The organism is Mesobacillus sp. MER 48 (assembly GCF_023714225.1).
GTDB classification, from domain to species: Bacteria; Bacillota; Bacilli; order Bacillales; family Cytobacillaceae; genus Mesobacillus; species Mesobacillus oceanisediminis_A.
In genome coordinates this window covers 524,961-549,410 of the sequence record NZ_JAMAUR010000003.1, presented here as the reverse complement: position 1 = coordinate 549,410, position 24,450 = coordinate 524,961, and the positions used below count along the sequence as shown (strand labels likewise).

The window sequence follows — 24,450 nt, the reverse complement described above, 5'->3', positions numbered from 1 at the left end:
TGAAGTCAAAGAACGACTTCACTGTCAGGCCCTCCAGCGCTTGTCGGGGCTGACCAAGGCGCTTGCGCTTTTCTCGTAAGTTTGAAAATTATGTCGACTGGAGGCGTTTACAAATGAAGTTTTTTATCGATACTGCAAATATGGAAGAAATCCGCGAGGCCTATACTCTTGGAATTTTATCAGGTGTCACGACAAACCCGTCACTTGTGGCAAAAGAAAAGAATGTGAAGTTTGAGGACCGTCTGAAGGAAATTACCGAATTGGTCCCTGGCTCTGTCAGTGCCGAAGTCATCGCGCTTGATGCAGAAGGCATGATCAAAGAGGGAAAAGAATTAGCTGCAATCGCACCGAACATTACAATCAAAGTTCCGATGACTCCAGAAGGGCTGAAGGCTGTTTCCGTATTCTCAAAAGAGGGAATCAAGACAAACGTAACACTGGTTTTCAGTGCAAACCAGGCATTGCTGGCAGCCAGAGCGGGGGCTACATACGTGTCACCATTCCTTGGCCGCCTCGATGACATCGGCCATAACGGACTCGACCTGATTTCAACGATTGCCGAAATCTTCACCATCCACGGAATCGACACAGAAATCATCGCAGCATCCATCCGTCACCCACAACACGTAACAGACGCAGCACTAAGAGGCGCACATATCGCCACCGTACCATACAAAGTCATTCAGCAAATGTTCAACCACCCGCTGACAGACAAAGGAATCGAAGCATTTTTGAAAGACTGGGAATCTCGCGGACAGTAATTGTATCTGCTGTATGAAGCAACTTACTTAGTTGCTCTGTTACACCCAACGATTTTTTAAGTCCTGTTGACTGTAGTGGAAGGCACGAAGACTCCTCCGAAAATGCTAACGCATTTCCATCGTGCGTGGGCGAACTCGAGGAAGCTTATTCAAAGTCCTGCGGGATTAGCAAGTCATTGGGAGACCCCGCAGGCGTGTTAACGCCGAGGAGGCTCCCAGACTGCCCGCGGAAAGCGAAGTGCCTGGAACGCAGGTCAACAGTCTTGATTAACAGAGCCATAGATTTTTGTATATGTGCAACAGAATCATAGTCTGCCCGTTAGAGGCTAAGTCAAGTTAGGAACTTTTACCCAATTTAATCTTTTTTGCATTTTATTACATGAAATTGGGAATATCGTGTAAACTAAGGGAATAGAAAACTCCCGGAATCTGAATATTTTTATTGGAAAAATAAACCAAATTGATTTCGGTCATTTTAATCTACGTAGAGCCTATATCGGTCTTAGCTGTACATTGTTTGCATCTCCAGCTTGACCTTACATCACGGCTTAGAAGGGAGTCAAAAATGGAAAAGCTTAAGATTGCAGGCGGTTATCCTTTAAAAGGGACTGTACGGGTAAGCGGCGCGAAAAACAGCGCGGTAGCCTTGATCCCCGCAACTATTTTAGCTGAATCGCCTGTAACCATTGAAGGTTTGCCGGATATTTCCGATGTTCATATGCTCAAGGACTTGATGGAGGAAATCGGCGGTTCTGTTGAATTCTCGAACAATGAAATGACGGTAGATCCGTCTTCCATGATTTCCATGCCTTTGCCGAATGGAAAAGTGAAAAAGCTGCGAGCTTCTTACTATCTAATGGGAGCGATGCTTGGCCGTTTTAAAAAGGCTGTCATCGGACTGCCTGGCGGATGCCATTTGGGTCCCAGGCCGATTGACCAGCATATAAAAGGATTCGAAGCACTTGGTGCCAGCGTGACAAATGAGCAGGGTGCGATCTATCTTCGTGCAGATGAGCTTCGCGGAGCAAGAATCTATCTTGACGTCGTAAGCGTTGGGGCAACGATCAATATCATGCTTGCAGCTGTACGGGCAAAAGGGCGGACCATCATTGAAAATGCCGCAAAAGAGCCGGAAATCATTGACGTAGCAACATTGCTCACCAATATGGGAGCGAAAATCAAAGGAGCCGGAACCGATGTAATCCGTATCGATGGTGTGGACGAGCTTCATGGCTGCCGCCATACTATCATTCCGGATCGGATCGAGGCAGGAACATATTTGATTCTTGGAGCTGCGATTGGTGATGGCGTCACGATTGATAATGTCATTCCGCAGCATATTGAGTCACTTGTGGCCAAGCTAAAGGAAATGGGAGCCAAAATTGAAGCCAGTGATGAGCAAATCTATGTTGCTCCGGCTGAGAAGTACAAGGCGGTCGACATTAAGACACTCGTTTATCCAGGATTCCCGACAGACCTGCAGCAGCCATTCACCGCACTGCTCACAAGGGCGGAAGGCTCAAGCGTTGTCACGGATACAATCTATGGCGCACGCTTTAAGCATATCGATGAACTGAGAAGAATGAATGCCAATATCAAAGTTGAAGGCAGATCTGCGATCATCAGCGGTCCGGTCAAGCTTCAGGGAGCCAAGGTTAAGGCAAGCGATCTCCGCGCCGGAGCAGCTCTTGTCATTGCCGGCCTTATGGCTGAAGGTGTCACTGAGGTGACGGGTGTAGACCATATCGATCGCGGCTACAGCCACATCGTTGAAAAGCTGAATGGGCTCGGTGCCACAATTTGGCGTGAAGATATGACCTCTGAAGAGCAAGAAGAAGTAAAAAAATCATAAAAAGTATAGTACAATGGAGTTGTACAATACAAATAGTGGTGCTAATGCTGTTTGAAACCGTAAATTAGTATAACCTATTTGATTATCGAGCTGTGCATTGCGGCGACATCAAAGGGATAGAGAGGTTTACTGTTTCGGTGGGCATTAGCCCCTTTCATGATTAGGGGATGATCATATGGAACGTAGCTTAACGATGGAGCTTGTCCGCGTGACCGAGGCGGCGGCGCTTGCGTCAGCACGCTGGATGGGACGCGGAAAAAAAGACGAAGCTGACGATGCTGCAACGTCGGCAATGAGAGATGTGTTTGACACCATCCCGATGAAAGGTACAGTCGTGATCGGTGAAGGTGAAATGGATGAAGCACCGATGCTGTATATCGGTGAAAAGCTTGGGACAGGCTATGGCCCGCGTTTGGATGTAGCGGTCGATCCTTTGGAAGGAACGAATATCGTAGCGTCCGGCGGCTGGAATGCCCTTGCTGTCCTAGCGGTGGCAGATAACGGCAACCTGCTTCATGCACCTGACATGTACATGGATAAGCTTGCAGTAGGACCAGAGGCGGTTGGAATGGTCGATATCAATGCTTCTGTCCTTGATAACCTGAAGGCAGTTGCAAAAGCGAAGAACAAGGATATTGAAGATGTTGTAGCGACGGTATTGAACCGTCCGCGCCATGAACATATCATTGCCCAGCTTCGTGATGCCGGAGCAAGGATCAAACTGATCAATGACGGAGATGTAGCAGGCGCGATCAATACGGCGTTTGATACTACCGGCGTGGATATCCTGTTTGGTTCAGGCGGAGCACCTGAGGGTGTCATCGCAGCTGTAGCACTTAAAAGCCTCGGCGGTGAAATCCAGGGAAGATTGCTTCCGCAAAATGATGCAGAGCTTGAGCGATGCAAAAAAATGGGCATCGATGTCAATAAAGTCCTCCTTATGGAAGATTTCGTCCGCGGCGACGATGCGATCTTTGCAGCCACAGGCGTAACAGACGGCGAGCTGCTTAAAGGAGTCCAGTTCAAAGGCTCATACGGCTCAACCCACTCCGTCGTCATGCGTGCAAAATCAGGCACAGTCCGGTTCATCGAAGGCCAGCACAGCCTGAAGAAAAAACCTCACTTAGTCATGAAATAATAAAAATTTTCAAAATAACTGCAAACCCTTTCAAGTCCGCTGCCTTACCACCTAAAGGCAGCGGATATATAAAAAGATTGATTATTTTTCATATTTAAGGGTAAAATGAAAATTGTTTTGAAAGTAAAATATATAGATCACAAAATGTTCTACCTTCATTAATTCCTTCTTACAACCTTCAAGGAACTCATTTCTTCTTTTTCCATCCATACTCTGATATTCATATACTTTTCTTTATGGGGGAAATCGAAATATTTTAAGGCGTGGTGACATTCATTATGGAAGTAAATATTTCAAGCTTAGAAAATATGAAATTGAAAGAGCTTTATGAACTCGCGAAAGAGTATAAAGTCTCTTACTACAGCAAGTTGACGAAGAAAGAACTTATTTTTGCTATTTTAAAAGCACGTGCCGAACAGCAGGGTTATTTTTTCATGGAAGGTGTCCTGGAAATCATCCAGTCTGAGGGCTTTGGATTCCTGCGCCCAATCAACTATTCCCCAAGCTCAGAGGATATCTACATTTCGGCTTCGCAGATCCGCCGTTTTGACTTAAGGAACGGGGACAAGGTATCGGGTAAAGTCCGTCCTCCTAAGGAGAACGAACGTTATTTCGGATTGCTTCAGGTCGAGGCTGTCAATGGTGATGACCCAGAATCGGCAAAAGAAAGGGTTCACTTCCCGGGATTGACGCCATTGTACCCAGACCGTCAGATGAAGCTTGAGACTACGCACAACAAGGTTTCCACCAGAATCATGGATGTCCTTGCACCAGTCGGCTTCGGACAGCGCGGATTGATTGTCGCTCCGCCAAAGGCTGGTAAAACGATGCTTATCAAAGAAATTGCCAACAGCATTACAACGAATCATCCTGAAGCGGAACTGATTGTTCTATTGATCGATGAGCGTCCGGAAGAGGTAACCGATATCGAGCGTTCCGTTGCCGGCGATGTAGTCAGCTCTACTTTTGACGAAGTGCCTGAAAACCATATCAAGGTTGCAGAGCTTGTGCTTGAGCGTGCGATGCGTCTTGTTGAGCATAAGCGTGATGTCATCATCCTGATGGACAGCATCACCCGTCTTGCTCGTGCCTACAACCTTGTCATTCCGCCAAGCGGACGTACCTTGTCCGGCGGTATCGACCCCGCGGCATTCCACCGTCCGAAGCGCTTTTTCGGTGCGGCCCGTAATATCGAGGAAGGCGGCAGTTTGACGATCCTTGCAACTGCGCTTGTAGATACAGGCTCACGCATGGACGATGTCATTTACGAAGAATTCAAAGGAACTGGTAATATGGAGCTTCATCTTGACCGTTCACTCGCCGAGAGAAGGATCTTCCCGGCCATCGACATCCGTCGCTCAGGAACGCGTAAGGAAGAATTGCTCATTCCAAAGGATCACCTGGATAAGCTGTGGGCGATCCGCAAATCGATGTCGGATTCACCGGATTTCGCGGAAAAATTCCTGCGTAAGCTAAGGCAGTCCAAGTCGAATGAAGATTTCTTCGCAGTCCTTGGTGAGGAAATGAAAGGCAATAACAAACGCTCATAATTCCAGATTATGGGCGGAAAAACTGACTTGAAAAAATGAATTGGACTTGTTATAATGAGGTCAGTGTGTTTTTCCAATAACGGTCTAAACCGTTGATTATAACTCTGTTTCTGATATGATTCAGGGCGGAAGGAGATGAAAAGAATGAAATCAGGAATTCATCCAAACTACAAAACAGTTAAGGTGACTTGCGCTTGCGGAAACGAATTCGAAACTGGTTCTGTAAAGAACGAGATTCGCGTTGAAACTTGCTCTGAGTGCCACCCATTCTATACTGGACGTCAAAAGTTTGCTGAAGCTGGCGGACGTGTTGACCGCTTCAACAAGAAATACGGTCTTAAAAACAACCAGTAATATAAGAACAAACGAAACAGGCAAGAAGCTTTGTGACTTGCCTGTTTTTTATTGCCTTTTAACATGTGCTTTTAGGTACATATAAGATGAAAATTTAATTTTATGAACTTTATTTTTGTGTCTGGATTCAGCGGGATTTTTTGTTATAATGGAAAAAGCTGAAAAAAAGTGTCGAACTTTGACCAGGCTTTTTTCGTACCTTTATGGCATGGAAAAGCCGTAAAAATACGAAAAAAGCTTATCAAATTTTTGGTTTAGCGAGGAAGGAGAGGCCGACCATGTACGTTATGAAACAAAGCGGCTGGATCGAATTGATCTGCGGCAGCATGTTTTCCGGTAAATCCGAAGAACTGATCCGCCGCGTGCGCAGGACGCAATTTGCAAAGCAAAAAATTGCTGTTTTCAAGCCTGCGATTGATAACCGCTACAGCGAAGAATCGGTTGTATCACACAACGGAGCAGCAGTTACTGCCAAGCCTATTGCCAACTCTACTGATATTTTCAAGCATATCAACCCTGATATCGACGTCATTGCCATCGATGAAGTCCAGTTTTTTGACAATGAAATCCTTGCGGTTGTCCAGCACCTGGCAGACAGCGGCTATCGCGTCATCGTTGCCGGGCTTGACCAAGATTTCCGCGGCGAGCCATTCGGCCAAATGCCTGCATTGATGGCTGTTGCTGAAAATGTGACCAAGCTTCAGGCTGTATGTGCTGTCTGCGGATCGCCTGCAAGCCGTACACAGCGTCTGATCAACGGCAAACCGGCTTCTTACGATGATCCAGTCATACTTGTTGGCGCATCAGAAGCATATGAGCCGCGCTGCAGACACCACCATGAGGTGCCAAAATCACCAAATGAGCTTAAAATCGAAAAAACGACGCAAAGCTTAACATAATAATGTCTGATCCTCCCGTGAGCGGGGGGATTTTTTATATGAATTCGCCTATATTGGTTAAGCGTGCAATCATGTAACATTACGGTGCAATTAACACGGGTGAGCGTGCAATTAATGTTTCTTACGGTGCAATTAACACGGTTGAACATGCAATTAATGCTTCTTATCGTGCAATTAATATTCATTAAGATGCAATGATAGCCGTGAAGTTTTCCGGCCGCGTATTTCCGCTAAAAATAGCTCAATCCTTGCATGGATGATCCCCCAAAAGGGCAAGCTAACCGCGGGAGGTGCCATAATTTGAAAAAATTACTCATATTGCTTATGTTCGCGGTGGTTATGGTTTCAGGATGTGCTCAGGATAATGCTGAATCTGTATATGACAAGGATGAAGACCAGGCTGGTGTTGATCTGAACAGGGAAAATGACGGAGTCCGCCACGGGGATGGCCCGAATTTCACAAAGGACCAGGACAATGGCATGACGATGACCGATCAAAACCCGAATTTGCTGAATACCGATAACGAGAACCACCACAGTTTTTCCCAGGATGTCCAAAAAGCGAAAGACGTCATTTCAGATGCTGGCTATGAACCAGGTTCGATCTGGATCAACGGCGGGGAGATGAACGTGACAGCTCAGCTTCAAGGGCGGGTAACCCGAAAGGATCGCGAAAAAGCACAGAAAACATTACATGATAAGCTGGCTCAAGCTTTGCCGCGCTACGACATCAATGTCAATATTGAATAAAAGCACCATCGGGACAGCATGCTCGGCATCGGGCATGCTTTTTCGTTGGCTATAAGCGTTCAGAATGATTTTGACTGAGAGTGGCACCTATACTATAATTAGAATGTTATGCTATGAACTTTTACTATTATGTTTGAATCCATATGAAGGATTATGAAAATAGAGGTGAATGTCCGTGTTTGATCGTCTTCAAGCAGTTGAGGATCGTTATGAAAGATTGAATGAACTATTGAGTGACCCGGAAGTAGTCAATGACTCCAAGAAGCTACGCGAGTATTCCAAGGAGCAGTCTGACATCCAGGAAACGGTCATGGCTTACCGTGAATACAAAGAAGTGAAAGAGCAGTTGGCCGATGCAAAGGCGATGCTCGAAGAAAAGCTTGATGCTGATATGCGTGAAATGGTCAAGGATGAAATCTCCGAGCTTGAGCCGCGCATTGAAGAGCTGGAAGCGCGAATCAAGATTCTCCTGGTTCCTAAGGACCCTAATGATGATAAGAACGTTATCATGGAAATCCGCGGCGCTGCTGGCGGTGATGAAGCTGCCCTGTTTGCTGGCGACCTATACCGCATGTACAGCCGATTTGCTGAATCACAGGGCTGGAAAACAGAAATCATCGATGCCAGCACGACTGGCGTTGGCGGTTTTAAAGAAATCATCTTCATGATCAACGGAAATGGCGCTTATTCCAAAATGAAGTTCGAGAACGGCGCTCACCGTGTCCAGCGTGTTCCGGAAACGGAATCAGGCGGACGTATCCATACTTCAACAGCTACGGTTGCATGTCTTCCGGAAGCAGAAGAAGTTGAAATCGAGCTGCATGATAAGGATATCCGCTTCGATACATTCGCATCCAGCGGAGCTGGCGGACAGTCCGTTAACACCACGATGTCAGCGGTCCGTCTGACTCACATCCCGACTGGAATCGTCGTGTCATGTCAGGATGAAAAATCACAGCACAAAAACAAAGACAAGGCGATGAAGGTACTTCGTGCCCGCGTCTATGACAAGTTCCAGCAGGAAGCGCAGGCGGAGTACGACCAGGTTCGTAAATCAGCCGTTGGTACCGGCGATCGCTCTGAGCGTATCCGTACGTACAACTTCCCGCAGAACCGTGTGACTGACCACCGCATCGGCCTGACAATCCAGAAGCTTGACCAGATTCTCCAAGGCAAGTTGGATGAAATCATCGATGCATTAATCATGGAAGACCAATCGCAAAGACTTGAGAGTGCGAACAATGACTAATCCCAAAATGTATGAAGCCCTCAACTGGGCTTCTTCTTTTTTAAAAGAACATAACCGTGAAGAGTTTGCCGGTGAGCTGCTCCTGCGGCACTTCTCGGGGCTGTCCCGCACTTCGATGCTGATGAAGATGCGCGATGAACTGGATGGGGAAGTGTGGACAGAGTTCCGTGCCGCTGTAAAAAGGCATGCAGAAGGTGAACCGATCCAGTATATTATCGGTTCAGAGGAGTTTTATGGCCGCCGCTTTGAGGTGAACGAGCATGTGCTGATTCCACGTCCGGAGACGGAGGAGCTTGTTCATGGCACGCTTCAGCGGCTGGAAAAGCTTTTCCCGGAAAGTGGCCAAATTGACCTTGTCGATGTCGGGACCGGAAGCGGAGCGATTTCGGTTAGCCTGAAGCTGGAGAAACCTGAATTAAAGGTGGCAGCGATCGACCTTTCAGAAGACGCACTGGATGTTGCGCGGAAAAATGCCAGCCAGCTGGGTGCAGACGTCGAATTCTTCCATGGCGACCTGCTGCAGCCGCTTATTTTACAAGGAAAAAAAGTCGATGCTGTCATCTCGAACCCGCCGTACATTCCCATTGCAGACCAGGAATGGATGTCAGACATCGTTACCGAGCATGAGCCGCATATGGCGCTGTTTGCCGGGGAAGATGGATTGGACCTATATCGTCGCTTCATGGACGAGCTGCCACTTGTGCTGAAAGAAAAGGCACTCGTCGGCTTTGAAATCGGCGCAGGCCAGGGAGAAGCCGTCCGTGCGCTTCTGGAAAAAACCTTCCCGCACGCCAGAGTTGAGGTTGTTTTTGATATCAATGGCAAGGACCGGATGGTTTTTGCTGAAATGGACTCCTGATCAAAAGGGGTCCATTTTTTTTCAAAATTACTAGTTTAAGAATCTATCAAACTGTCCACACTGTGACTAGTGAAGGGATGGTGCGAGAGATGATGATGATGAAAAAATCAGCGGCTTTATTATATATACTCCTATTATGTGCAGGTACGATGTTAAGTTTATATACACCGAAAACGGAAGTGGCAGCCCAGGAGGCAAAGGTCATACCGAACGAAGCGATCCGGCTGAGGATTCTTGCTGAAAGCGACCTTGAAAAAGATCAGGAAATCAAGCGACTGGTACGCGATGAAATCAATAAGGAGATCACCAAATGGGTCCAGGACCTTACATCGATTGAAGCTGCGAGAGAAGTGATCAAGTCCAAACTTCCGGAAATCCAGAAGATCGCCGAAAAAGTCGTCGCAGAACAAGGCTCCACACAGACGGTAAAAACAGAGTTCGATAAGGTCCAGTTTCCTACTAAACTATACGGACAGTTCCTTTATCCGGCAGGTGAATATGAAGCGATCCTCATCACCCTGGGCGAAGGAGAAGGAGCAAACTGGTGGTGCGTCCTGTATCCGCCGCTATGCTTCCTTGATTTCTCAAACGGCGAAGCAACAAGCGAAGGCTTCGATGAAAACAGCGACAAAGGTGATGTAAAAGCAGATGTGGAAGACGAAAAGGCAGATGCCGATCTTGTAAAAGAAACGAAAAAGGACAAGAAATCATCAGAAAAGGATGAAAAACCAGTCTACGAAGGCAGCGAGGAAGAAGAAGTTGAGGTTGCATTCTTCCTGGTGGAGATCTGGAACAGGATTTTTGGATAAAATAAGCCCCTGCAGCGGATGCAGGGGCTGTTTTTGAGCAGAATCGATCAAAATAACTTCAATCCAGCTCGCAATTTTAGATAATTAAACCGCATTTTAAATTAATTTGGCGAATTTCAAAATATATCGACCACTTTTTGAATTATATCAGCGGATTTTCAATTATATCGACCACATTTTAAAGTATTTCGACCAAATCCATCATTATATCGACCAACTAGCAAAAACCAGCTGCTTCAATCTTCCTTTAAATATCCTGTGCAAATCTTTCATCCGGAATCTTGTTGAGCATCACATATAAAGTGACAGGCTCATCACCGGTGTTTTTATAGGATAGTTCTTCGCTGCCGCTCAAATGGACGGTTTCGTTGGCTGCTGCCGTTACTTCTTCTCCGTCAATCGTAAACGTTCCTTCGCCCTGCATTGTTAAAATAAACACTTCTGTCCCTGGATGAGTGTGCTTCGGCAGCTCCTGGCCTGGCATGAAGTTTAGCAGGAATACAGTGCTGTCACCTTTTTTAAAGACAATCCGTTTCGTAAACCGTTCTTCGCTGAATTCCTGGTATTGTTTCAATGATTGTTTTTCCATGATAAGCCCTCCTTATTGGCTGTTGATCATAATTGGCGCGATCTGGCTCAAGCGCTCGAACAAGGCTTTGCCTCCCTCGGTTTCCAGCAATCCTGTTTCGGTCAATGTTTCATGCATCAGCCTCAGCCATGCCTGCGCGCGAATAGGCGTTATTTCAAAAGGCATATGCCTGGCCCTCATATTGGGCGGTCCGAATTCCTCGCTGTAAAGTGCTCCGCCGCCGGTCAGTTGTGTGAGGAACATCCACTGCTTCCTCTTGATTTCTGCTATATCTCCTTCAAACAACGGACTGAGCTCTTCATTTTCATAAACTTTCGGATAAAAAGTATCAACAATTTTGCGGATCGATTCGTCTCCGCCAATCTGTTGATATATTGTTTTGATTTCCATGCCCTGCCCCCTTTTTGAGAAAGATTTTCATCTGTATAAATTTATTATAACCATACAAAGTGAGGGACATAGTGACCTAAATCACTCACGTATGAATTTTTCACTATGAGAAGCTAGGAAACATTAGCTAGCTTCTATTAAGAAATACATGGTAAAGGAGGAAAAACGACTGCGCGAATTTCCAAAAATATTACATTCGTTGAACAAGCATATTACATTCTTTTGAATCTAGTTTTAGCATGTGAGATTCCGGATATTCAGTGTAGTGTAACATCAAAACTTAGATTTCAAGGAGGATGAGTAATATGGCTAAAAACAATAATAATGATAAGATGTCACGTGAAGAACGAGGACGCATGGGCGGCGAAGCAACAAGCCAGAACCATGGCAGCGAATTCTATCAGGAAATCGGCCGTAAAGGCGGCGAAGCAACTTCCAACAATCACGACAAAGATTTCTATCAGGATATTGGCCGCAAAGGCGGAGAGGCTACTGCTGAGAGCCATGACAGCGAATTCTACCAGGAAATCGGTAAAAAAGGTGGCGAATCAACATCCGAAAGCCACGACAAGGACTTCTATCAGGAGATTGGCCGCAAAGGCGGAGAAGCGACTTCTGAGAACCATGACCGAAGCTTCTATGAAGAAATCGGTGAAAAAGGCGGCAATGCCCGCAACAACAATAACAACGACTAAACACCCGGCTTAAAGAGCACAATTAAAAGAAGCACGGCAGCGTCACATAAGTGATTTGCTGCCGTGTTTTTTTTTTGAGTTCTACTTTTTTCAATCCTATCATATCAATTTAGTAGAATCTAAATCTCGAGGTGAAAGATATGACATGGAAAATCAGAAGTGCAAATAAAGAGGACCTGCCTAAGCTAGATGCTTTTTTGACAGAGGCAGGTGTAAGCCCGGAAGGTTTGGCAGAATCGATTGAAAACTTTTCTTTAATGGAGAATCAGGAAGGGGAACTTAAGGCATGTCTTGGTGTAGAACCTGTGGACAAGGCGGGTTTATTGCGTTCCTTCGTCGTCTCTCCGCAAATTGCCCAGCCTGATTTGATGCTTCTTTTCAAAAGAGCATTCCTGACGGCGAAAAGCCAGGAGCTGGAGGAGCTTTATCTCGTCACCAACAAGATGAGTGCTGTCTCTTTTTTTGGGAGCATTGGTTTTGAAATGGTGAACCAATCCGAAATTCCTGATTCTCTTCTTGAAAAAAATCATCTTAAACAAGTTTTAACTGTGGATAACTCCGCGATTATGAAAATAATTCTGTGAATTGTGGATTAATCCACAAAGTTATCCACTGTTTCATTAAAAGTATCCACAATTTGTGGATAAAAACTTGAGTTCTGCTAATTCTTCTTTTATACTTTCATAGAAATAGACTAGTATAGCGAGAAGTAAAAGGTGGATGTACATGCAAACAAAAATGTGGACAGTGGATAAGAATGTGGATAATTTAAAAACATATCCACAAATCATGGAAGCTGCACAAAAACTGAAGCAAAATGAAGTCGTCGCTTTTCCGACAGAAACGGTTTATGGACTCGGAGGTAACGCAGAAAGCGATGAAGCCGTATCGAAAATTTTCGAAGCAAAAGGAAGACCTGGGGATAACCCGTTGATCATCCATATTGCCAATCGTGAACAAATTCATTCTTTTGTAAAAGAAATCCCTGAACAGGCATTGCGTTTAATGGATGCTTTCTGGCCAGGCCCGCTGACGATCATCCTCGAAAAGAAGGCAGGCGCTCTTTCTGAAAAGGCAACTGCCGGGTTATCCACAGTCGCAGTCAGGATGCCTGACCATCCAGTTGCCCTGGCGCTCATCGAGGAAACAGGCCTTCCACTTGCGGCACCAAGTGCGAATCTGTCAGGTAAGCCAAGCCCGACGACGGCTGCTCATGTTGCTGACGATCTGACCGGCAGAATTTCCGGGATTGTTGATGGCGGTGCAACCGGAGTTGGCCTTGAATCGACGGTGGTCGATTGCACCAGTGAAGTCCCTGTGATTTTAAGGCCTGGCGGTGTAACGAAGGAGCAGCTGGAAGAAGTAATTGGCAAAATTTCGGCAGACCCTGCGTTAACGGATGAAGGGCAGGCGCCGAAAGCACCTGGGATGAAATACCGCCATTACGCGCCTAATTCCCCTTTTTATCTCGTTGATGGATTAAAAGAAGAAATCCAGCAGCTGGTGAATGAAAAGCGGAACGAAGGCCAGAGAGTCGGCGTGATGACCACGAAGGAAAACAAGGGATTTTATGATGCGAATGTCGTGATAGCATGCGGCGAAAGAGCCCGTCTTGAAACTGTCGCGGAAGCTCTCTATGATACACTCCGGGCATTCAACCAGGAAGACCTCGATATCATTTTCGGCGAAATCTTCCCTGATCAGGGTGTCGGCCAGGCGATCATGAATCGCTTATCAAAGGCCTCTGGTCTGCCGATTATCAACAAATAGAAGAAAAGCGCTTCAGCCCTGAAGCGCTTTTTTGCTGTTGCGGCCGCCATGAGTTTTAAACTCCCAATTCCGTGCTTCTAAATCTTTTTGGACGTGCATATGCTGAATTAGCAAGTCCGAGGGGGCGAAGACATGGCAGCAATAGCCGGCGAATTATTCACACTGATGTTGATGGCATTCGCATTGGGAATGGATGCATTTTCCGTAGGTCTCGGAATGGGCATGTTCAGGCTGACGAAAAGGCATATTTTTAAAATTGGCGTCACGATTGGCTTGTTCCATGTGTGGATGCCGCTGCTTGGAATGGTGGCAGGAAGATTTTTATCGCAGCAATTCGGGGCGATAGCAGGATATATTGGCGGCCTGCTGCTGATTGTGCTCGGTGTCCAGATGATCTGGGCAAGCTTCAAGGAAGAGGAGACAAGCCTGATTACTCCGGTTGGCAAGGGTTTAATGATTTTTGCCCTATCTGTCAGCCTTGATAGTTTTTCTGTCGGCCTCACACTGGGAATCTATGGCGCGAGGACACTGCTAGTACTGATTTGCTTTGGAGTCGCAGCGATGGTCCTGACATGGGCAGGCCTGCTGGTCGGGAAAAGAGTGCAGGGTTGGCTTGGTACATACAGCGAAGCATTGGGAGGAAGCATTTTGCTCGCATTCGGGCTGAAATTGCTTCTGCCAATATAGACTTTTTTGTGCACCTGTTGTGATGCGGGTGTATTTTTTTCGCGCGTTTCCAAATGGCAAAAATGAAAATGCTTTAAGATTGTCTTATAATGGAGAAAAGTTCAACACAGGAGGGAAACGCATGGCGCGCGTTTTATTTGTCTGTACCGGAAATACTTGCCGAAGCCCAATGGCGGAAGCGATTTTAAAAAGCAAGCAGCTGCCCGGCGTCGAAGTGAAATCAGCGGGAGTGTATGCTTCGAACGGCGCGGATGCTTCGGTCAACGCAAAAATCGTGCTTGAGGAAAACGAAATAAGCCATGAGCATCTTTCCTCGACATTGACAAAGGATATGATTGATTGGGCGACAGTGGTCCTGACGATGACCGGTAGCCATAAAGGGCTGATTCTTAGCCAATATCCAGACGCGGCTGAGAAAACTTTTACATTAAAAGAATTTGCGGGGGAAAGCGGAAGCCGAGATGTGGCCGACCCGTATGGCGGGGATGAGCAAATTTATCGGAAAGCTTTTCAAGAAATTCAAAAAAGTATCGAAAGAATCATCGATAAAATCCGATAATACCCTTGAGAAAAACTTTTCGTAGCGATTCGAAAAGTGGAACGATGCAAATTCATTTTTTCAGGGGGATTGTCAGTGGGTTCAAAACGAAGCTACAAAATGGGATTGCGAAAGAAAATGGTCATACTGACGACCGTGTTAGCGATCATCACGTATTCAACAAGTGCATTCTTTATTTATTTCCTTTATCCTTTTGTTCAAAAGTTCATTGGCATTAATTCGGTCGTTTATACTGCCGCAGTTCTAGGTCTCGGTATCTTCTGGTCCGGGCTGCTCGCGTATATGGCTGCCGGTCTTATTATCAAGCCGTTGCAAAAGCTGGAACAATCGGCTTTGAAGGCGGCACAGGGTGAGATTGGCGAGGATGTCGAAGTCTCGAAATCGGATGACGAAATCCGCTCTTTGGGAATGGCCTTCAATAACATGCTGTCAAACCTGCGTGAGATGGTCAGCCAGATTGATGCGAATTTCAATGAAACAAATGAAAAAGTAATCCGCATTTCCGGCCAATCAGCAGCAGCCTCCGAGCAGGCGTCGATCATTTCAACGACGATCAAGGAAATTGCGGCTGGAGCTGATTCTTCGGCGCTATCTACGCAAACGACGGCGGAATCGGTTGATGAAGTCATCCGGATCGCAGAAGACGTCCAGGAAAAAGCGCGAGCATCTGAATCGATCTCCGTGGAAATGGTTAAAGATCTCCAGGAATCAAAGGATGCCATCCATTCATTGATTTCAGGGATTGAAAGGCTTGCGAATGATAACCGCGAATCGCTTGGCACGGTCAAACGATTAGAAGAAAACGCGACAAAAGTGGAGCAGATCATCCAGCTTGTTGGCGATATCGCTGCACAGACGAATTTGCTCGCGCTTAATGCATCGATTGAAGCAGCGCGTGCCGGAGAGCATGGCAAAGGCTTCGCGGTTGTCGCCGAAGAAGTGAGGAAGCTTGCCGACCAGAGCGCGGATGCTGTCCAGGGAATATCAGGCTTGATCCAAAACATCCAGTCTGAGGTCCAGAACGTCGTCGGCCAGATCAGCAGACAGGTCGAGACGGCGAATGGTGAAGCGAAGAAAGGCGAGAAGACAAACCAGGTGATTGAAGAAATGACGAAAACCATCCACGAGATGGCAGACGTGATCCACGCAATTACCGCACTTGTCGAAACGCAAATGAAAACCATCCAGCACACATCCAATCAATCGCAGGAAATGGCCGCGATTGCGGAAGAAACTTCTGCCGGAGCATTGAGCGTGGCCACAGCTGCCGAACAGCAGGCGGAAGTCATTTCAGATGTAGAAGAGTTGGCGGTAGAACTGCAAAACCAGGCCGGAAAACTAAAAAGCACGATTACGAAGTTTTCGTTGTAAATAATTGTTGGACCACAGCTGGAAGATGCTGTGGTTTTCTTTTTTTGAGTTGGAAAAAATGGCGCTGAATTTCCAAGTCGCTATAAAAATGAGAAAGTCGCTATATAAATTAAAAACTCGCTATAAAAAACGAAAAGTCGCCATATAAAAATGAAACTCGCTATAAAAAGCAAAAAGTCGCTAAATAAAAATGAAACTCGCTATAAAAAGCAAAAAGTCGCTATATAAAAGTAAAACTCGCTATAAAATCTTTTTCTAAACAAATATTAGTAATGAATATCAATACAAAAATACCGTTTTCTTTATAATCCAGAGCGAATATGAGAAAATATCAGTAGATTTAATCGCCCCGCAAGCGGGAATACATAGGAGGATTTTACAAATGAAGGTTGCAATTGCTTCAGACCATGGCGGAGTCAATATCCGCGAAGAAATTAAGAATTTGATGGATGGAATGAATATTCAGTATGAAGATTTCGGCTGTGAGTGCGGAACTTCTGTTGACTATCCAGACTATGCGCTCCCGGTTGCGGAAAAGGTGGCGAACGGAGAGTTTGATAAGGGAATCTTGATTTGCGGTACAGGCATTGGCATGAGCATCGCTGCGAACAAGGTGAAGGGCATTCGCTGTGCGCTGGTGCATGATGTATTCAGTGCGAAAGCAACTCGCCAGCACAATGACAGCAATATGCTCGCGATGGGAGAGCGTGTCATCGGACCTGGGCTTGCGCGGGAGATTGCAGCTGTATGGCTTACAGAGGAGTACGAAGGCGGCCGCCACGAAAACCGTGTAGGCAAAATCAAGGAGTATGAAAACAAGCAGTAAGATTTTTAAAAGGAGGCGCTGACACTGTCTATTCAACAATGGGAAGCAGAATTGAACTCCATTCTTACCGATTTTAACGAACAGGTACAACTGAAAAAAGGCCAGGTATTGGTTGTCGGCTGCAGCACGAGTGAAATCATCGGCCAGCGGATTGGTACAGCGGGTACGGACGAGGTCGCGGCAATGGTCTTCAGGCAGCTCCGCGAACTACAGAATCAAACAGGCGTCCAGCTGGCGTTCCAATGCTGTGAGCATTTGAACCGCGCAATCGTCGTCGAACGGGATACGGCGGAGAGAAAGCAGCTGGATGAAGTGACGGTGATCCCGGTGAGGAATGCAGGCGGGGCAATGGCCGCGCATGCCTACCAACACCTCGACAACCCTGTTGTGGTGGAATTCATCAAGGCAGACGCCGGCATCGATATTGGCGATACATTGATTGGCATGCAAATGAAGCATGTCGCCGTGCCAGTCAGAGTGCAGCAGAAAAGCGTCGGACATGCCCATGTGACGCTGGCGAAAACAAGGCCGAAGCTGATCGGGGGCGCCCGAGCAGTTTACGAACGAACAAACGAAAATGAATCATGTTGATTGATGAAGAAGCAGAACCTGTTCAATGGTTCTGTTTTTTCTGGCGTCATCCTTTTCTTTCATCATAATATCGGCTAAAATAAGAATGAATTTTCTAATAACGAAACCAGATAATACATATCAAGAGGGGGAACTTACGTGAAGCACTTGTCACAGCAGGATAGCCAGTTATTCGCAGCAATGCAGGATGAATTGAAGCGTCAGCGTACGAAAATCGAATTGATTGCATCTGAGAACTTTGTCAGCGAGGCAGTCATGGAAGCGCAGGGATCTGTACTGACAAATAAATATGCGGAAGGTTATCCAGGCCGCCGCTATTATGGCGGATGCGAGCATGTCGATGTTGTCGAAAATATCGCCCGCGACCGCGCGAAGGAAATCTTTGGCGCAGAGCACGTGAACGTCCAGCCTCACTCAGGCGCCCAGGCGAATATGGCGGTTTATTTTACCGTTCTTGAACAGGGCGATACCGTCCTCGGGATGAATCTTTCCCACGGCGGTCACTTGACTCATGGCAGCCCGGTTAACTTCAGTGGTGTCCAGTATAATTTCGTCGAGTACGGTGTCGACGAGGAAACTCAAGTCATCGATTATGATGTTGTCCTTGAAAAAGCGCGTGAACATAAGCCGAAGATGATCGTTGCCGGTGCGAGTGCATACCCAAGAGCGATTGATTTCAAGCGTTTCCGTGAAATCGCGGATGAAGTCGGCGCCTATTTGATGGTCGATATGGCGCATATCGCCGGTTTGGTTGCAGCAGGCCTGCACCAGAATCCGGTTCCATATGCTGATTTTGTCACGACGACTACCCATAAAACCCTTCGCGGACCGCGCGGCGGGATGATTCTTTGCAAAGAAGAATTCGCGAAGAAAATCGACAAGTCCATTTTCCCTGGCATCCAGGGCGGCCCGCTTATGCATGTCATTGCTGCCAAAGCAGTTGCGTTTGGCGAAGCGCTGGAGGATTCTTTCAAAGAATACGCCCAGAATATCATCTCCAATGCCAACCGCCTTGCAGAAGGCTTGAACAAAGAAGGAATCGATCTTGTATCGGGCGGTACAGACAATCATTTGCTGTTGGTTGATCTGCGCTCACTTGGCCTGACTGGAAAGGTAGCGGAAAAGGTCCTGGATGAAATCGGCATCACTGTCAATAAAAATACGATCCCATTCGATCCGGAAAGCCCATTCGTCACAAGCGGAATCCGTATCGGTACAGCCGCCGTCACAAGCCGCGGCTTCGGACATGAAGAGATGGACGAGATTGCTTCATTGATCGCGTTCACCCTGAAAAATCATGAAGATGAAGCAAAACTGGCAGAAGCGCGCAAACGCGTCGAAGACCTGACAAGCAAGTTCGAATTATACCCTGAGAGATAAAATAACACCCCGGCGGCCCATCATGAATGAGGGCCGCTTTTTCAGGGAAAAATCATTACGCTATTGCGGTTGCTTGTAAAGAGGTTTTTCTGTAAAATTAAACGAAGTGTGATTCAGCAGATCTTACATATAACAGACGGTGTTCACAACTCATTTACCTTTAAAAGGAGCGATAATCATGGCAAAAGTATACGTATTTGACCATCCATTGATCCAGCATAAACTTACTTATATCCGCGAAAAAAGCACAGGCACAAAGGAATTCCGCGAGCTTGTAGACGAAGTCGCAACGCTGATGGCGTTCGAAATCACGCGTGACATGCCGCTTGAGGAAATTGAAATTGAAACACCAGTCGAAAAGACAAAATCGAAAGTACTTTCAGGCAAGAAGCTCGGCATCATCCCGATTCTGCGTGCAGGTATCGGAATGGTTGACGGCATCCTGAAGTTAATCCCGGCAGCGAAGGTAGGACATATCGGTCTTTACCGTGATCCGCAAACATTGAAGCCGGTTGAATATTATGTGAAGCTTCCAAGCGACGTCGAAGAGCGCGACTTCATCGTCGTTGACCCAATGCTTGCGACAGGAGGATCTGCTGTTGAAGCGATCAACTCTCTTAAAAATCGCGGCGCCAAGCACATCAAATTCATGTGTTTGATTGCAGCCCCAGAAGGCGTCGAAGCGGTAAAAGAAGCCCATCCTGACGTCGATATCTATATCGCCGCGCTCGATGAAAAGCTGAACGACCACGGATACATCGTACCTGGCCTTGGAGATGCAGGAGATCGTTTATTTGGGACGAAGTAAGGAGTGTTTAATATGAATCAGCCTATTAAAGTAATGACTATCTTTGGGACACGCCCGGAAGCGATTAAAATGGCTCCGCTTGTCCTTGAACTGCAGAAACATCCTGAACAATTTGAATCGATTGTTACAGTCACTGCCCAGCACCGTCAAATGCTTGACCAGGTTCTGAACATTTTCAATATCACGCCAGACCATGACTTGAACATCATGATGGATCGCCAGACTTTGATTGATGTGACGACCCGCGGTCTTGAAGGCCTGGATAAAGTCATGAAAGAAGTGAAGCCGGATATCGTCCTGGTCCACGGTGATACGACAACCACTTTTGTGGCAAGTCTCGCGGCTTACTATAATCAGATTGTCGTTGGCCATGTCGAGGCCGGATTGAGAACGTGGAATAAATATTCCCCGTTCCCTGAGGAAATGAACCGTCAGCTGACAGGCGTCATGGCAGACCTGCATTTTTCCCCGACTTCTAAGTCAGCTGCCAACCTATTGCAGGAAAACAAGCTGGAAGAAAATATCTTCGTAACTGGCAACACAGCTATCGATGCATTGAAAACAACGGTGAAAGATGCTTATCATCATGAGGTGCTCGACAGGCTAGGCAATGACCGTTTGATCCTGATGACGGCGCACCGCCGAGAAAACCTAGGTGAGCCAATGCGCAATATGTTCCGTGCCATCAAAAGGATTGTCGATGAGCAGAAGGACGTACAAGTGGTATATCCAGTCCATCTTAACCCTGTGGTCCGTGAGCTTGCTGATGAAGTGCTAGGAAACGATCCGCGCATCCATCTGATTGAGCCGCTTGATGTCATTGATTTCCATAACTTCGCATCACGCGCCTATCTGATCCTGACCGACTCAGGCGGAGTGCAGGAAGAAGCACCTTCTCTCGGTGTGCCAGTTCTTGTTCTCCGTGATACGACAGAGCGTCCGGAGGGGATTGAAGCAGGTACATTGAAGCTTGCAGGGAACGAAGAGCAGCCAATTTATGATATGGCTACTGAATTGCTCACAGACCGCGAAGCCTATGAAAAAATGGCCAAAGCCTCAAATCCGTACGGAGACGGACGCGCATCCGAAAGAATCTGCGAAGCAATCCGTTTTTACTTTAATAGAACAGAAACTCGTCCGGAGCAATATAAATAAGCTATACCTAGACACCTCTTTTAGGGGTGTTTTTTTATGATATTGCAGAGTCGAATTTTTTTGTTTGTAGATTTAGAATAATTCTAGTTCGCGGAATACCATCAAGATTTCGCGGAATTATCCAATTTTTCGCGGGAAACAACATCGCTTTCGCGGAATTCCCCGCAGTTTTCGCGGAAAAAATGTAATCTGAATACTATTCTCCCTAAAATGACAGGCTAAGCTAAAAAGGGAGGGCTGTATTTCATGAAAATCCGTAGCATTTTCTTCTTTTTCCTTTCATTAGTCATCCTTACCGCCTTCCAGCCACAAAAATTGCAGCATCCGCAGATTCCGCGTGAAGATCCCCAGGCTGAAAAAATCGCCATCGTAATGACGGAGCAGCCGGTGGAGGAACAGCAAATCAAAAATACGCTGAAAAACCTTAAAAATACGAAGCTTCGACGTGTGTTCACACATGCGATCAATGGATATTCTGTACAGGGGCCAGCTTCTGAACTGAAACAGCTGGAAGGGATAGAAAATGTAAAACTTGTTTCTGAAGTAAACACATACAGAGTGGAGAATTCATCACTTCACCAGCCTCAGCACTATCAATCCAGCCCCAGCTTCATTGATAACTTTGAATTAATAGGAACGGAAGCGGTCCATGGGCTGCTTGATGAAAAGGGAAACCATTTGACGGGAAAGGGGATTACCATCGGGGTGATCGATACGGGAATCGATTACGAGCATCCTGACTTAAGGAGAAGTTTTGCCGGAGGCCATGACCTCGTAGATGGCGATGATGATCCGATGGAAACGAAGGGTATGGGATTCAAAAGCACGCTTCATGGTACGCATGTGGCCGGTGTCATCGCAGCAAACGGGAGAATGAGAGGCATGGCACCTGAAGCGAAAATTGTTGCCTACAGGGCGCTTGGTCCGGGCGGAAGCGGAACGACCGAGCAGGTGATTGCGGCGATAGATGAAGCGATCAAGGATAAGGTGGACATCCTGAACCTATCACTTGGAAATGATGTAAATGGTCCTGATCTGCCGATCAGCCTTGCGCTTAACAAAGCGGTAGATGCGGGGATCGTCGCTGTTACGTCTTCGGGTAATTCAGGTCCTAACCGCTGGACAGTCGGGTCGCCAGGGACCGCTTCAAAAGCGATATCGGTGGGCGCTTCCACTCCACCGATGCAGATACCGTACATCACCGCTACAGGCAACACGGAAGAAATCAGGCTCGAGCTTTTACAGGGTTCGGACAATTGGAAGATTACCCAGAGTGAGAACCTGGTGTTTGCAGGACTGGGAACCAAAGAAGAGATGAAAGATGTTAGTGATAAGCTAGTCCTCGTAGAGCGGGGCAAGCTTACTTTTACCGAAAAAGCAAAGAATGCCTTCGAAGCAGGCGCGATTGGTGTCATCATCTACAACAATACGGATGGTACATTCTTCGGAAACCTTGAAGAGACCCTGCCGATCCCTGTAGCTGCAATCAGCAAGAAAACTGGGCTGGCTTTGAAAAAGCAACTGAAAAACAATTCGATGATGATTCGCATCCATTTAATAGAAGAAAAAGATATCCTGGCAGACTTCAGTTCGCGCGGCCCGGTGACGGTCACCTGGGAAATCAAACCGGATATCGTAGCGCCAGGGGTCGCGATTAACAGCACGATTCCCGGAGGATACCTGCCGCTTCAGGGAACGAGCATGGCATCGCCCCATATCGCCGGTGCTGCGGCTCTCATCAAGCAAGCGCACCCGGATTGGAATCCTGCTGAAATCAAGTCGGCGATCATGAACACTGCCAAGGAAATCCAGGATCAGTCCGGAAAAACATACCGGACATTCGAGCAGGGGGCAGGACGGATCCAGACAGAAGCTGCAATCGAAACAGAGAGCCTCGTGATTCCTGGATCGCTGCAATTTGGGAAATTTCAGCTTGCAGATAACATGCATCGGCATAGCGCTCGACTGAAAGTGAAAAATACGGGCTCCGCCACAAAGTCCTACTCCTTCTCGATACCGAAAAAACAAAAAGGGATTGCATGGGAGCTGCCGCTGAGTTTTACACTCAAACCAGGTGAAAGTAAAGATGTCGCAGTGGCGATGAAGGTTACCCCGGAGATGCTCGATGACAAAATCAATGACGGCAGCCTTGTGATGGATGACGGAAAAAATAAGATCCGCATACCCTATCTGTATGTCCTCGAAGAGCCGGATTATCCGCGGGTAATGGGCTTCGGTTTCGCTCCAGCCGACTCTGGGACAGCCTATCGATATGAAGTTTATCTCCCCGGGGGAGCCGACGAGTTTGGTATCGCCCTCTTCGATCCTGATCAGTTTCGGTTCGTTGGTTTTCTCGATTGGGGAAGAAAGCTGAAAAAAGGGATGGCCGGCAAAGAGATACCGCTTGAAAAATTGCCGGAGGACGGAGTGTATCTGGCAAAGGTATTCGCGAAGAAAGCTGGGCGCGAGAGCATGATCGAAACGATGATTTATATCGATAAAACTTCTATTGAAAACAGGACCGGAAAAAGGTGAAACTTTACTCCGGTCCTGTTTTTTTCTGTTATAATAATATAATACTGATATAGGGTTGATGGTATATATTCACAGTGAAAACTTTGTGAATTTTTTCACCCCAATTGATTGACATTGACATTTGCCTATTGTATGCTTACAAAGGGCATAAAATGATAAGGTTTTCAATGTTGATATGCAAGCTTTTTTTTATGTGAAAATATTGTTTTTGCAAAAATATTTCTCACTCCCCTGAATGTCCATTCTCTATAGTGAGGATGCGTTTTTATGCGCCGAAACAACCGCCACCCTTTACAAGCGATGGCACTCATGTCCGCTATACTATCTCAATTGGTAGGCTCCATTTTAATTGGCATTTTTTCCGGAAGATGGCTTGACCGTACCCTTGGTACAGAGCCGCTTTTCTTAATATTCGGATTGCTGATCGGACTGGCGGCAGGTGTGTATGCCATGCTTCGCCTCATCCAACACTTCTTTTCAGGAGACTAGCCACCAATGGAAATTAAGGATATGTTTACTCGCCAGCGAAAATACATATTTACATTATTGTCCTTATATGTACTTGGATATGGGTTTACAACCTATCAATCTGTTTTTGCCGGATTGATTTTTGGTACAAGCCTGAGCCTTTTTAATTTATGGCTGCTTGCGAGGAAAATGAACACCTTCGGGGATTCGGTGGTACAGGGGAAGAAGGTTCGCTCACTTGGCTCGATGTCGAGACTTGCGACCGGTGCGCTTGCCGTAATCATTGCGATGGAATATCCGGATCGCATAAACCTTGTATTTACGGTTTTGGGATTAATGACAGCTTATATTGTCATTATGATAGATTTTTTTGTCCAGACTTTTCAATCACGTAAATAGCGGGGA

Annotated in this window: 26 protein-coding genes; 24 read left to right on the top strand and 2 right to left on the bottom strand. The window is 46.6% G+C overall.

The window, feature by feature from the left end; translation table 11 throughout:
• Positions 1-113: 113 nt before the first annotated feature.
• From fsa to spoIIR, 10 genes are all read left to right on the top strand, one after another.
• Positions 114-761: a fructose-6-phosphate aldolase gene (gene fsa / locus M3593_RS13990; RefSeq protein WP_144479177.1), complete on the top strand. Its 648-nt coding sequence runs from the start codon at positions 114-116 to the stop codon at positions 759-761.
• 565 nt (positions 762-1,326) lie between these two features.
• Positions 1,327-2,613: a UDP-N-acetylglucosamine 1-carboxyvinyltransferase gene (locus M3593_RS13985; protein WP_144479176.1), complete on the top strand. Its 1,287-nt coding sequence runs from the start codon at positions 1,327-1,329 to the stop codon at positions 2,611-2,613.
• Between the two features lie 175 nt (positions 2,614-2,788).
• Positions 2,789-3,751 (top strand): class II fructose-bisphosphatase, encoded by a 963-nt coding sequence (gene glpX / locus M3593_RS13980; protein WP_144479174.1) that lies wholly within the window; start codon positions 2,789-2,791, stop codon positions 3,749-3,751.
• A 278-nt stretch (positions 3,752-4,029) separates the two neighbouring features.
• A complete protein-coding gene (rho, locus tag M3593_RS13975; protein ID WP_079506270.1) occupies positions 4,030-5,301 on the top strand; it encodes a transcription termination factor Rho in 1,272 nt (423 codons plus the stop codon).
• A gap of 144 nt (positions 5,302-5,445) precedes the next feature.
• Positions 5,446-5,655, top strand: a complete 210-nt coding sequence (gene rpmE, locus M3593_RS13970; protein ID WP_041964628.1) for a 50S ribosomal protein L31 — start codon at positions 5,446-5,448, stop codon at positions 5,653-5,655.
• Between the two features lie 278 nt (positions 5,656-5,933).
• Positions 5,934-6,554, top strand: coding sequence for a thymidine kinase (locus M3593_RS13965; RefSeq protein WP_144479169.1), 621 nt, complete (start codon positions 5,934-5,936; stop codon positions 6,552-6,554).
• 300 nt (positions 6,555-6,854) lie between these two features.
• Positions 6,855-7,304 (top strand): hypothetical protein, encoded by a 450-nt coding sequence (locus M3593_RS13960; protein ID WP_144479167.1) that lies wholly within the window; start codon positions 6,855-6,857, stop codon positions 7,302-7,304.
• 175 nt (positions 7,305-7,479) lie between these two features.
• Positions 7,480-8,553 (top strand): peptide chain release factor 1, encoded by a 1,074-nt coding sequence (gene prfA, locus M3593_RS13955; protein ID WP_251542562.1) that lies wholly within the window; start codon positions 7,480-7,482, stop codon positions 8,551-8,553.
• Positions 8,546-9,412: a peptide chain release factor N(5)-glutamine methyltransferase gene (gene prmC / locus M3593_RS13950; RefSeq protein WP_251542564.1), complete on the top strand. Its 867-nt coding sequence runs from the start codon at positions 8,546-8,548 to the stop codon at positions 9,410-9,412. Before prfA ends, prmC begins: the two co-directional genes overlap by 8 nt.
• Before the next feature lie 95 nt (positions 9,413-9,507).
• Entirely contained in the window at positions 9,508-10,221 is a 714-nt protein-coding gene (spoIIR, locus tag M3593_RS13945; RefSeq protein WP_251542816.1) for a stage II sporulation protein R, read from the top strand.
• Between the two features lie 247 nt (positions 10,222-10,468).
• Here spoIIR and M3593_RS13940 read toward each other — a convergent pair whose 3' ends face one another.
• Both M3593_RS13940 and M3593_RS13935 read right to left on the bottom strand, forming a co-directional pair.
• Entirely contained in the window at positions 10,469-10,810 is a 342-nt protein-coding gene (locus M3593_RS13940; protein WP_251542566.1) for a cupin domain-containing protein, read from the bottom strand.
• A 12-nt stretch (positions 10,811-10,822) separates the two neighbouring features.
• The gene (locus tag M3593_RS13935) at positions 10,823-11,200 is read right to left on the bottom strand and encodes a globin domain-containing protein (RefSeq protein WP_144479159.1); all 378 of its coding nucleotides are present in this window, start codon (positions 11,198-11,200) and stop codon (positions 10,823-10,825) included.
• Between the two features lie 305 nt (positions 11,201-11,505).
• Between M3593_RS13935 and M3593_RS13930 the strand changes: the two genes are divergently transcribed.
• From M3593_RS13930 to M3593_RS13865, 14 genes are all read left to right on the top strand, one after another.
• Positions 11,506-11,895, top strand: coding sequence for a KGG domain-containing protein (locus M3593_RS13930; protein WP_144479157.1), 390 nt, complete (start codon positions 11,506-11,508; stop codon positions 11,893-11,895).
• 140 nt (positions 11,896-12,035) lie between these two features.
• Positions 12,036-12,479, top strand: a complete 444-nt coding sequence (locus M3593_RS13925) for a GNAT family N-acetyltransferase (protein WP_144479155.1) — start codon at positions 12,036-12,038, stop codon at positions 12,477-12,479.
• Between the two features lie 142 nt (positions 12,480-12,621).
• On the top strand, positions 12,622-13,665 hold the full coding sequence (locus M3593_RS13920) for an L-threonylcarbamoyladenylate synthase (protein ID WP_251542568.1): 1,044 nt from the start codon (positions 12,622-12,624) through the stop codon (positions 13,663-13,665).
• A 132-nt stretch (positions 13,666-13,797) separates the two neighbouring features.
• Positions 13,798-14,352 (top strand): manganese efflux pump MntP, encoded by a 555-nt coding sequence (locus M3593_RS13915; protein ID WP_251542570.1) that lies wholly within the window; start codon positions 13,798-13,800, stop codon positions 14,350-14,352.
• A gap of 121 nt (positions 14,353-14,473) precedes the next feature.
• Positions 14,474-14,911: a low molecular weight protein arginine phosphatase gene (locus M3593_RS13910; protein WP_251542572.1), complete on the top strand. Its 438-nt coding sequence runs from the start codon at positions 14,474-14,476 to the stop codon at positions 14,909-14,911.
• 75 nt (positions 14,912-14,986) lie between these two features.
• Positions 14,987-16,282 (top strand): methyl-accepting chemotaxis protein, encoded by a 1,296-nt coding sequence (locus M3593_RS13905; protein WP_251542574.1) that lies wholly within the window; start codon positions 14,987-14,989, stop codon positions 16,280-16,282.
• 382 nt (positions 16,283-16,664) lie between these two features.
• On the top strand, positions 16,665-17,108 hold the full coding sequence (rpiB, locus tag M3593_RS13900) for a ribose 5-phosphate isomerase B (RefSeq protein ID WP_251542576.1): 444 nt from the start codon (positions 16,665-16,667) through the stop codon (positions 17,106-17,108).
• 18 nt (positions 17,109-17,126) lie between these two features.
• The gene (locus M3593_RS13895; protein ID WP_251542818.1) at positions 17,127-17,699 is read left to right on the top strand and encodes a TIGR01440 family protein; all 573 of its coding nucleotides are present in this window, start codon (positions 17,127-17,129) and stop codon (positions 17,697-17,699) included.
• A 138-nt stretch (positions 17,700-17,837) separates the two neighbouring features.
• Complete coding sequence (glyA, locus tag M3593_RS13890) at positions 17,838-19,079, top strand: serine hydroxymethyltransferase (RefSeq protein ID WP_251542578.1); 1,242 nt, start codon at positions 17,838-17,840, stop codon at positions 19,077-19,079.
• Positions 19,080-19,257: 178 nt separating this feature from the next.
• Positions 19,258-19,887: a uracil phosphoribosyltransferase gene (upp, locus tag M3593_RS13885; protein WP_144479139.1), complete on the top strand. Its 630-nt coding sequence runs from the start codon at positions 19,258-19,260 to the stop codon at positions 19,885-19,887.
• A 12-nt stretch (positions 19,888-19,899) separates the two neighbouring features.
• Complete coding sequence (gene wecB, locus M3593_RS13880) at positions 19,900-21,042, top strand: non-hydrolyzing UDP-N-acetylglucosamine 2-epimerase (protein ID WP_251542580.1); 1,143 nt, start codon at positions 19,900-19,902, stop codon at positions 21,040-21,042.
• Between the two features lie 246 nt (positions 21,043-21,288).
• Positions 21,289-23,577 (top strand): S8 family serine peptidase, encoded by a 2,289-nt coding sequence (locus tag M3593_RS13875; RefSeq protein WP_285848019.1) that lies wholly within the window; start codon positions 21,289-21,291, stop codon positions 23,575-23,577.
• 267 nt (positions 23,578-23,844) lie between these two features.
• Positions 23,845-24,066: an AtpZ/AtpI family protein gene (locus tag M3593_RS13870; protein WP_079506312.1), complete on the top strand. Its 222-nt coding sequence runs from the start codon at positions 23,845-23,847 to the stop codon at positions 24,064-24,066.
• A gap of 6 nt (positions 24,067-24,072) precedes the next feature.
• Positions 24,073-24,444: an ATP synthase subunit I gene (locus tag M3593_RS13865; protein WP_144479135.1), complete on the top strand. Its 372-nt coding sequence runs from the start codon at positions 24,073-24,075 to the stop codon at positions 24,442-24,444.
• The last annotated feature ends 6 nt before the right edge of the window (positions 24,445-24,450 follow it).

What these genes read in the sequence shown, in the direction of transcription:
- fsa (WP_144479177.1), top strand. Translation starts at nt 114, where the DNA reads ATGAAGTTTTTTATCGATACTGCAAATATGGAAGAAATCCGCGAGGCC.
- M3593_RS13985 (WP_144479176.1), top strand. Translation starts at nt 1,327, where the DNA reads ATGGAAAAGCTTAAGATTGCAGGCGGTTATCCTTTAAAAGGGACTGTA.
- glpX (WP_144479174.1), top strand. Translation starts at nt 2,789, where the DNA reads ATGGAACGTAGCTTAACGATGGAGCTTGTCCGCGTGACCGAGGCGGCG.
- rho (WP_079506270.1), top strand. Translation starts at nt 4,030, where the DNA reads ATGGAAGTAAATATTTCAAGCTTAGAAAATATGAAATTGAAAGAGCTT.
- rpmE (WP_041964628.1), top strand. Translation starts at nt 5,446, where the DNA reads ATGAAATCAGGAATTCATCCAAACTACAAAACAGTTAAGGTGACTTGC.
- M3593_RS13965 (WP_144479169.1), top strand. Translation starts at nt 5,934, where the DNA reads ATGTACGTTATGAAACAAAGCGGCTGGATCGAATTGATCTGCGGCAGC.
- prmC (WP_251542564.1), top strand. Translation starts at nt 8,546, where the DNA reads ATGACTAATCCCAAAATGTATGAAGCCCTCAACTGGGCTTCTTCTTTT.
- spoIIR (WP_251542816.1), top strand. Translation starts at nt 9,508, where the DNA reads ATGATGAAAAAATCAGCGGCTTTATTATATATACTCCTATTATGTGCA.
- M3593_RS13940 (WP_251542566.1), bottom strand. Translation starts at nt 10,810, where the DNA reads ATGGAAAAACAATCATTGAAACAATACCAGGAATTCAGCGAAGAACGG.
- M3593_RS13935 (WP_144479159.1), bottom strand. Translation starts at nt 11,200, where the DNA reads ATGGAAATCAAAACAATATATCAACAGATTGGCGGAGACGAATCGATC.
- M3593_RS13930 (WP_144479157.1), top strand. Translation starts at nt 11,506, where the DNA reads ATGGCTAAAAACAATAATAATGATAAGATGTCACGTGAAGAACGAGGA.
- M3593_RS13925 (WP_144479155.1), top strand. Translation starts at nt 12,036, where the DNA reads ATGACATGGAAAATCAGAAGTGCAAATAAAGAGGACCTGCCTAAGCTA.
- M3593_RS13920 (WP_251542568.1), top strand. Translation starts at nt 12,622, where the DNA reads ATGCAAACAAAAATGTGGACAGTGGATAAGAATGTGGATAATTTAAAA.
- M3593_RS13915 (WP_251542570.1), top strand. Translation starts at nt 13,798, where the DNA reads ATGGCAGCAATAGCCGGCGAATTATTCACACTGATGTTGATGGCATTC.
- M3593_RS13910 (WP_251542572.1), top strand. Translation starts at nt 14,474, where the DNA reads ATGGCGCGCGTTTTATTTGTCTGTACCGGAAATACTTGCCGAAGCCCA.
- rpiB (WP_251542576.1), top strand. Translation starts at nt 16,665, where the DNA reads ATGAAGGTTGCAATTGCTTCAGACCATGGCGGAGTCAATATCCGCGAA.
- upp (WP_144479139.1), top strand. Translation starts at nt 19,258, where the DNA reads ATGGCAAAAGTATACGTATTTGACCATCCATTGATCCAGCATAAACTT.
- wecB (WP_251542580.1), top strand. Translation starts at nt 19,900, where the DNA reads ATGAATCAGCCTATTAAAGTAATGACTATCTTTGGGACACGCCCGGAA.
- M3593_RS13875 (WP_285848019.1), top strand. Translation starts at nt 21,289, where the DNA reads ATGAAAATCCGTAGCATTTTCTTCTTTTTCCTTTCATTAGTCATCCTT.
- M3593_RS13870 (WP_079506312.1), top strand. Translation starts at nt 23,845, where the DNA reads ATGCGCCGAAACAACCGCCACCCTTTACAAGCGATGGCACTCATGTCC.
- M3593_RS13865 (WP_144479135.1), top strand. Translation starts at nt 24,073, where the DNA reads ATGGAAATTAAGGATATGTTTACTCGCCAGCGAAAATACATATTTACA.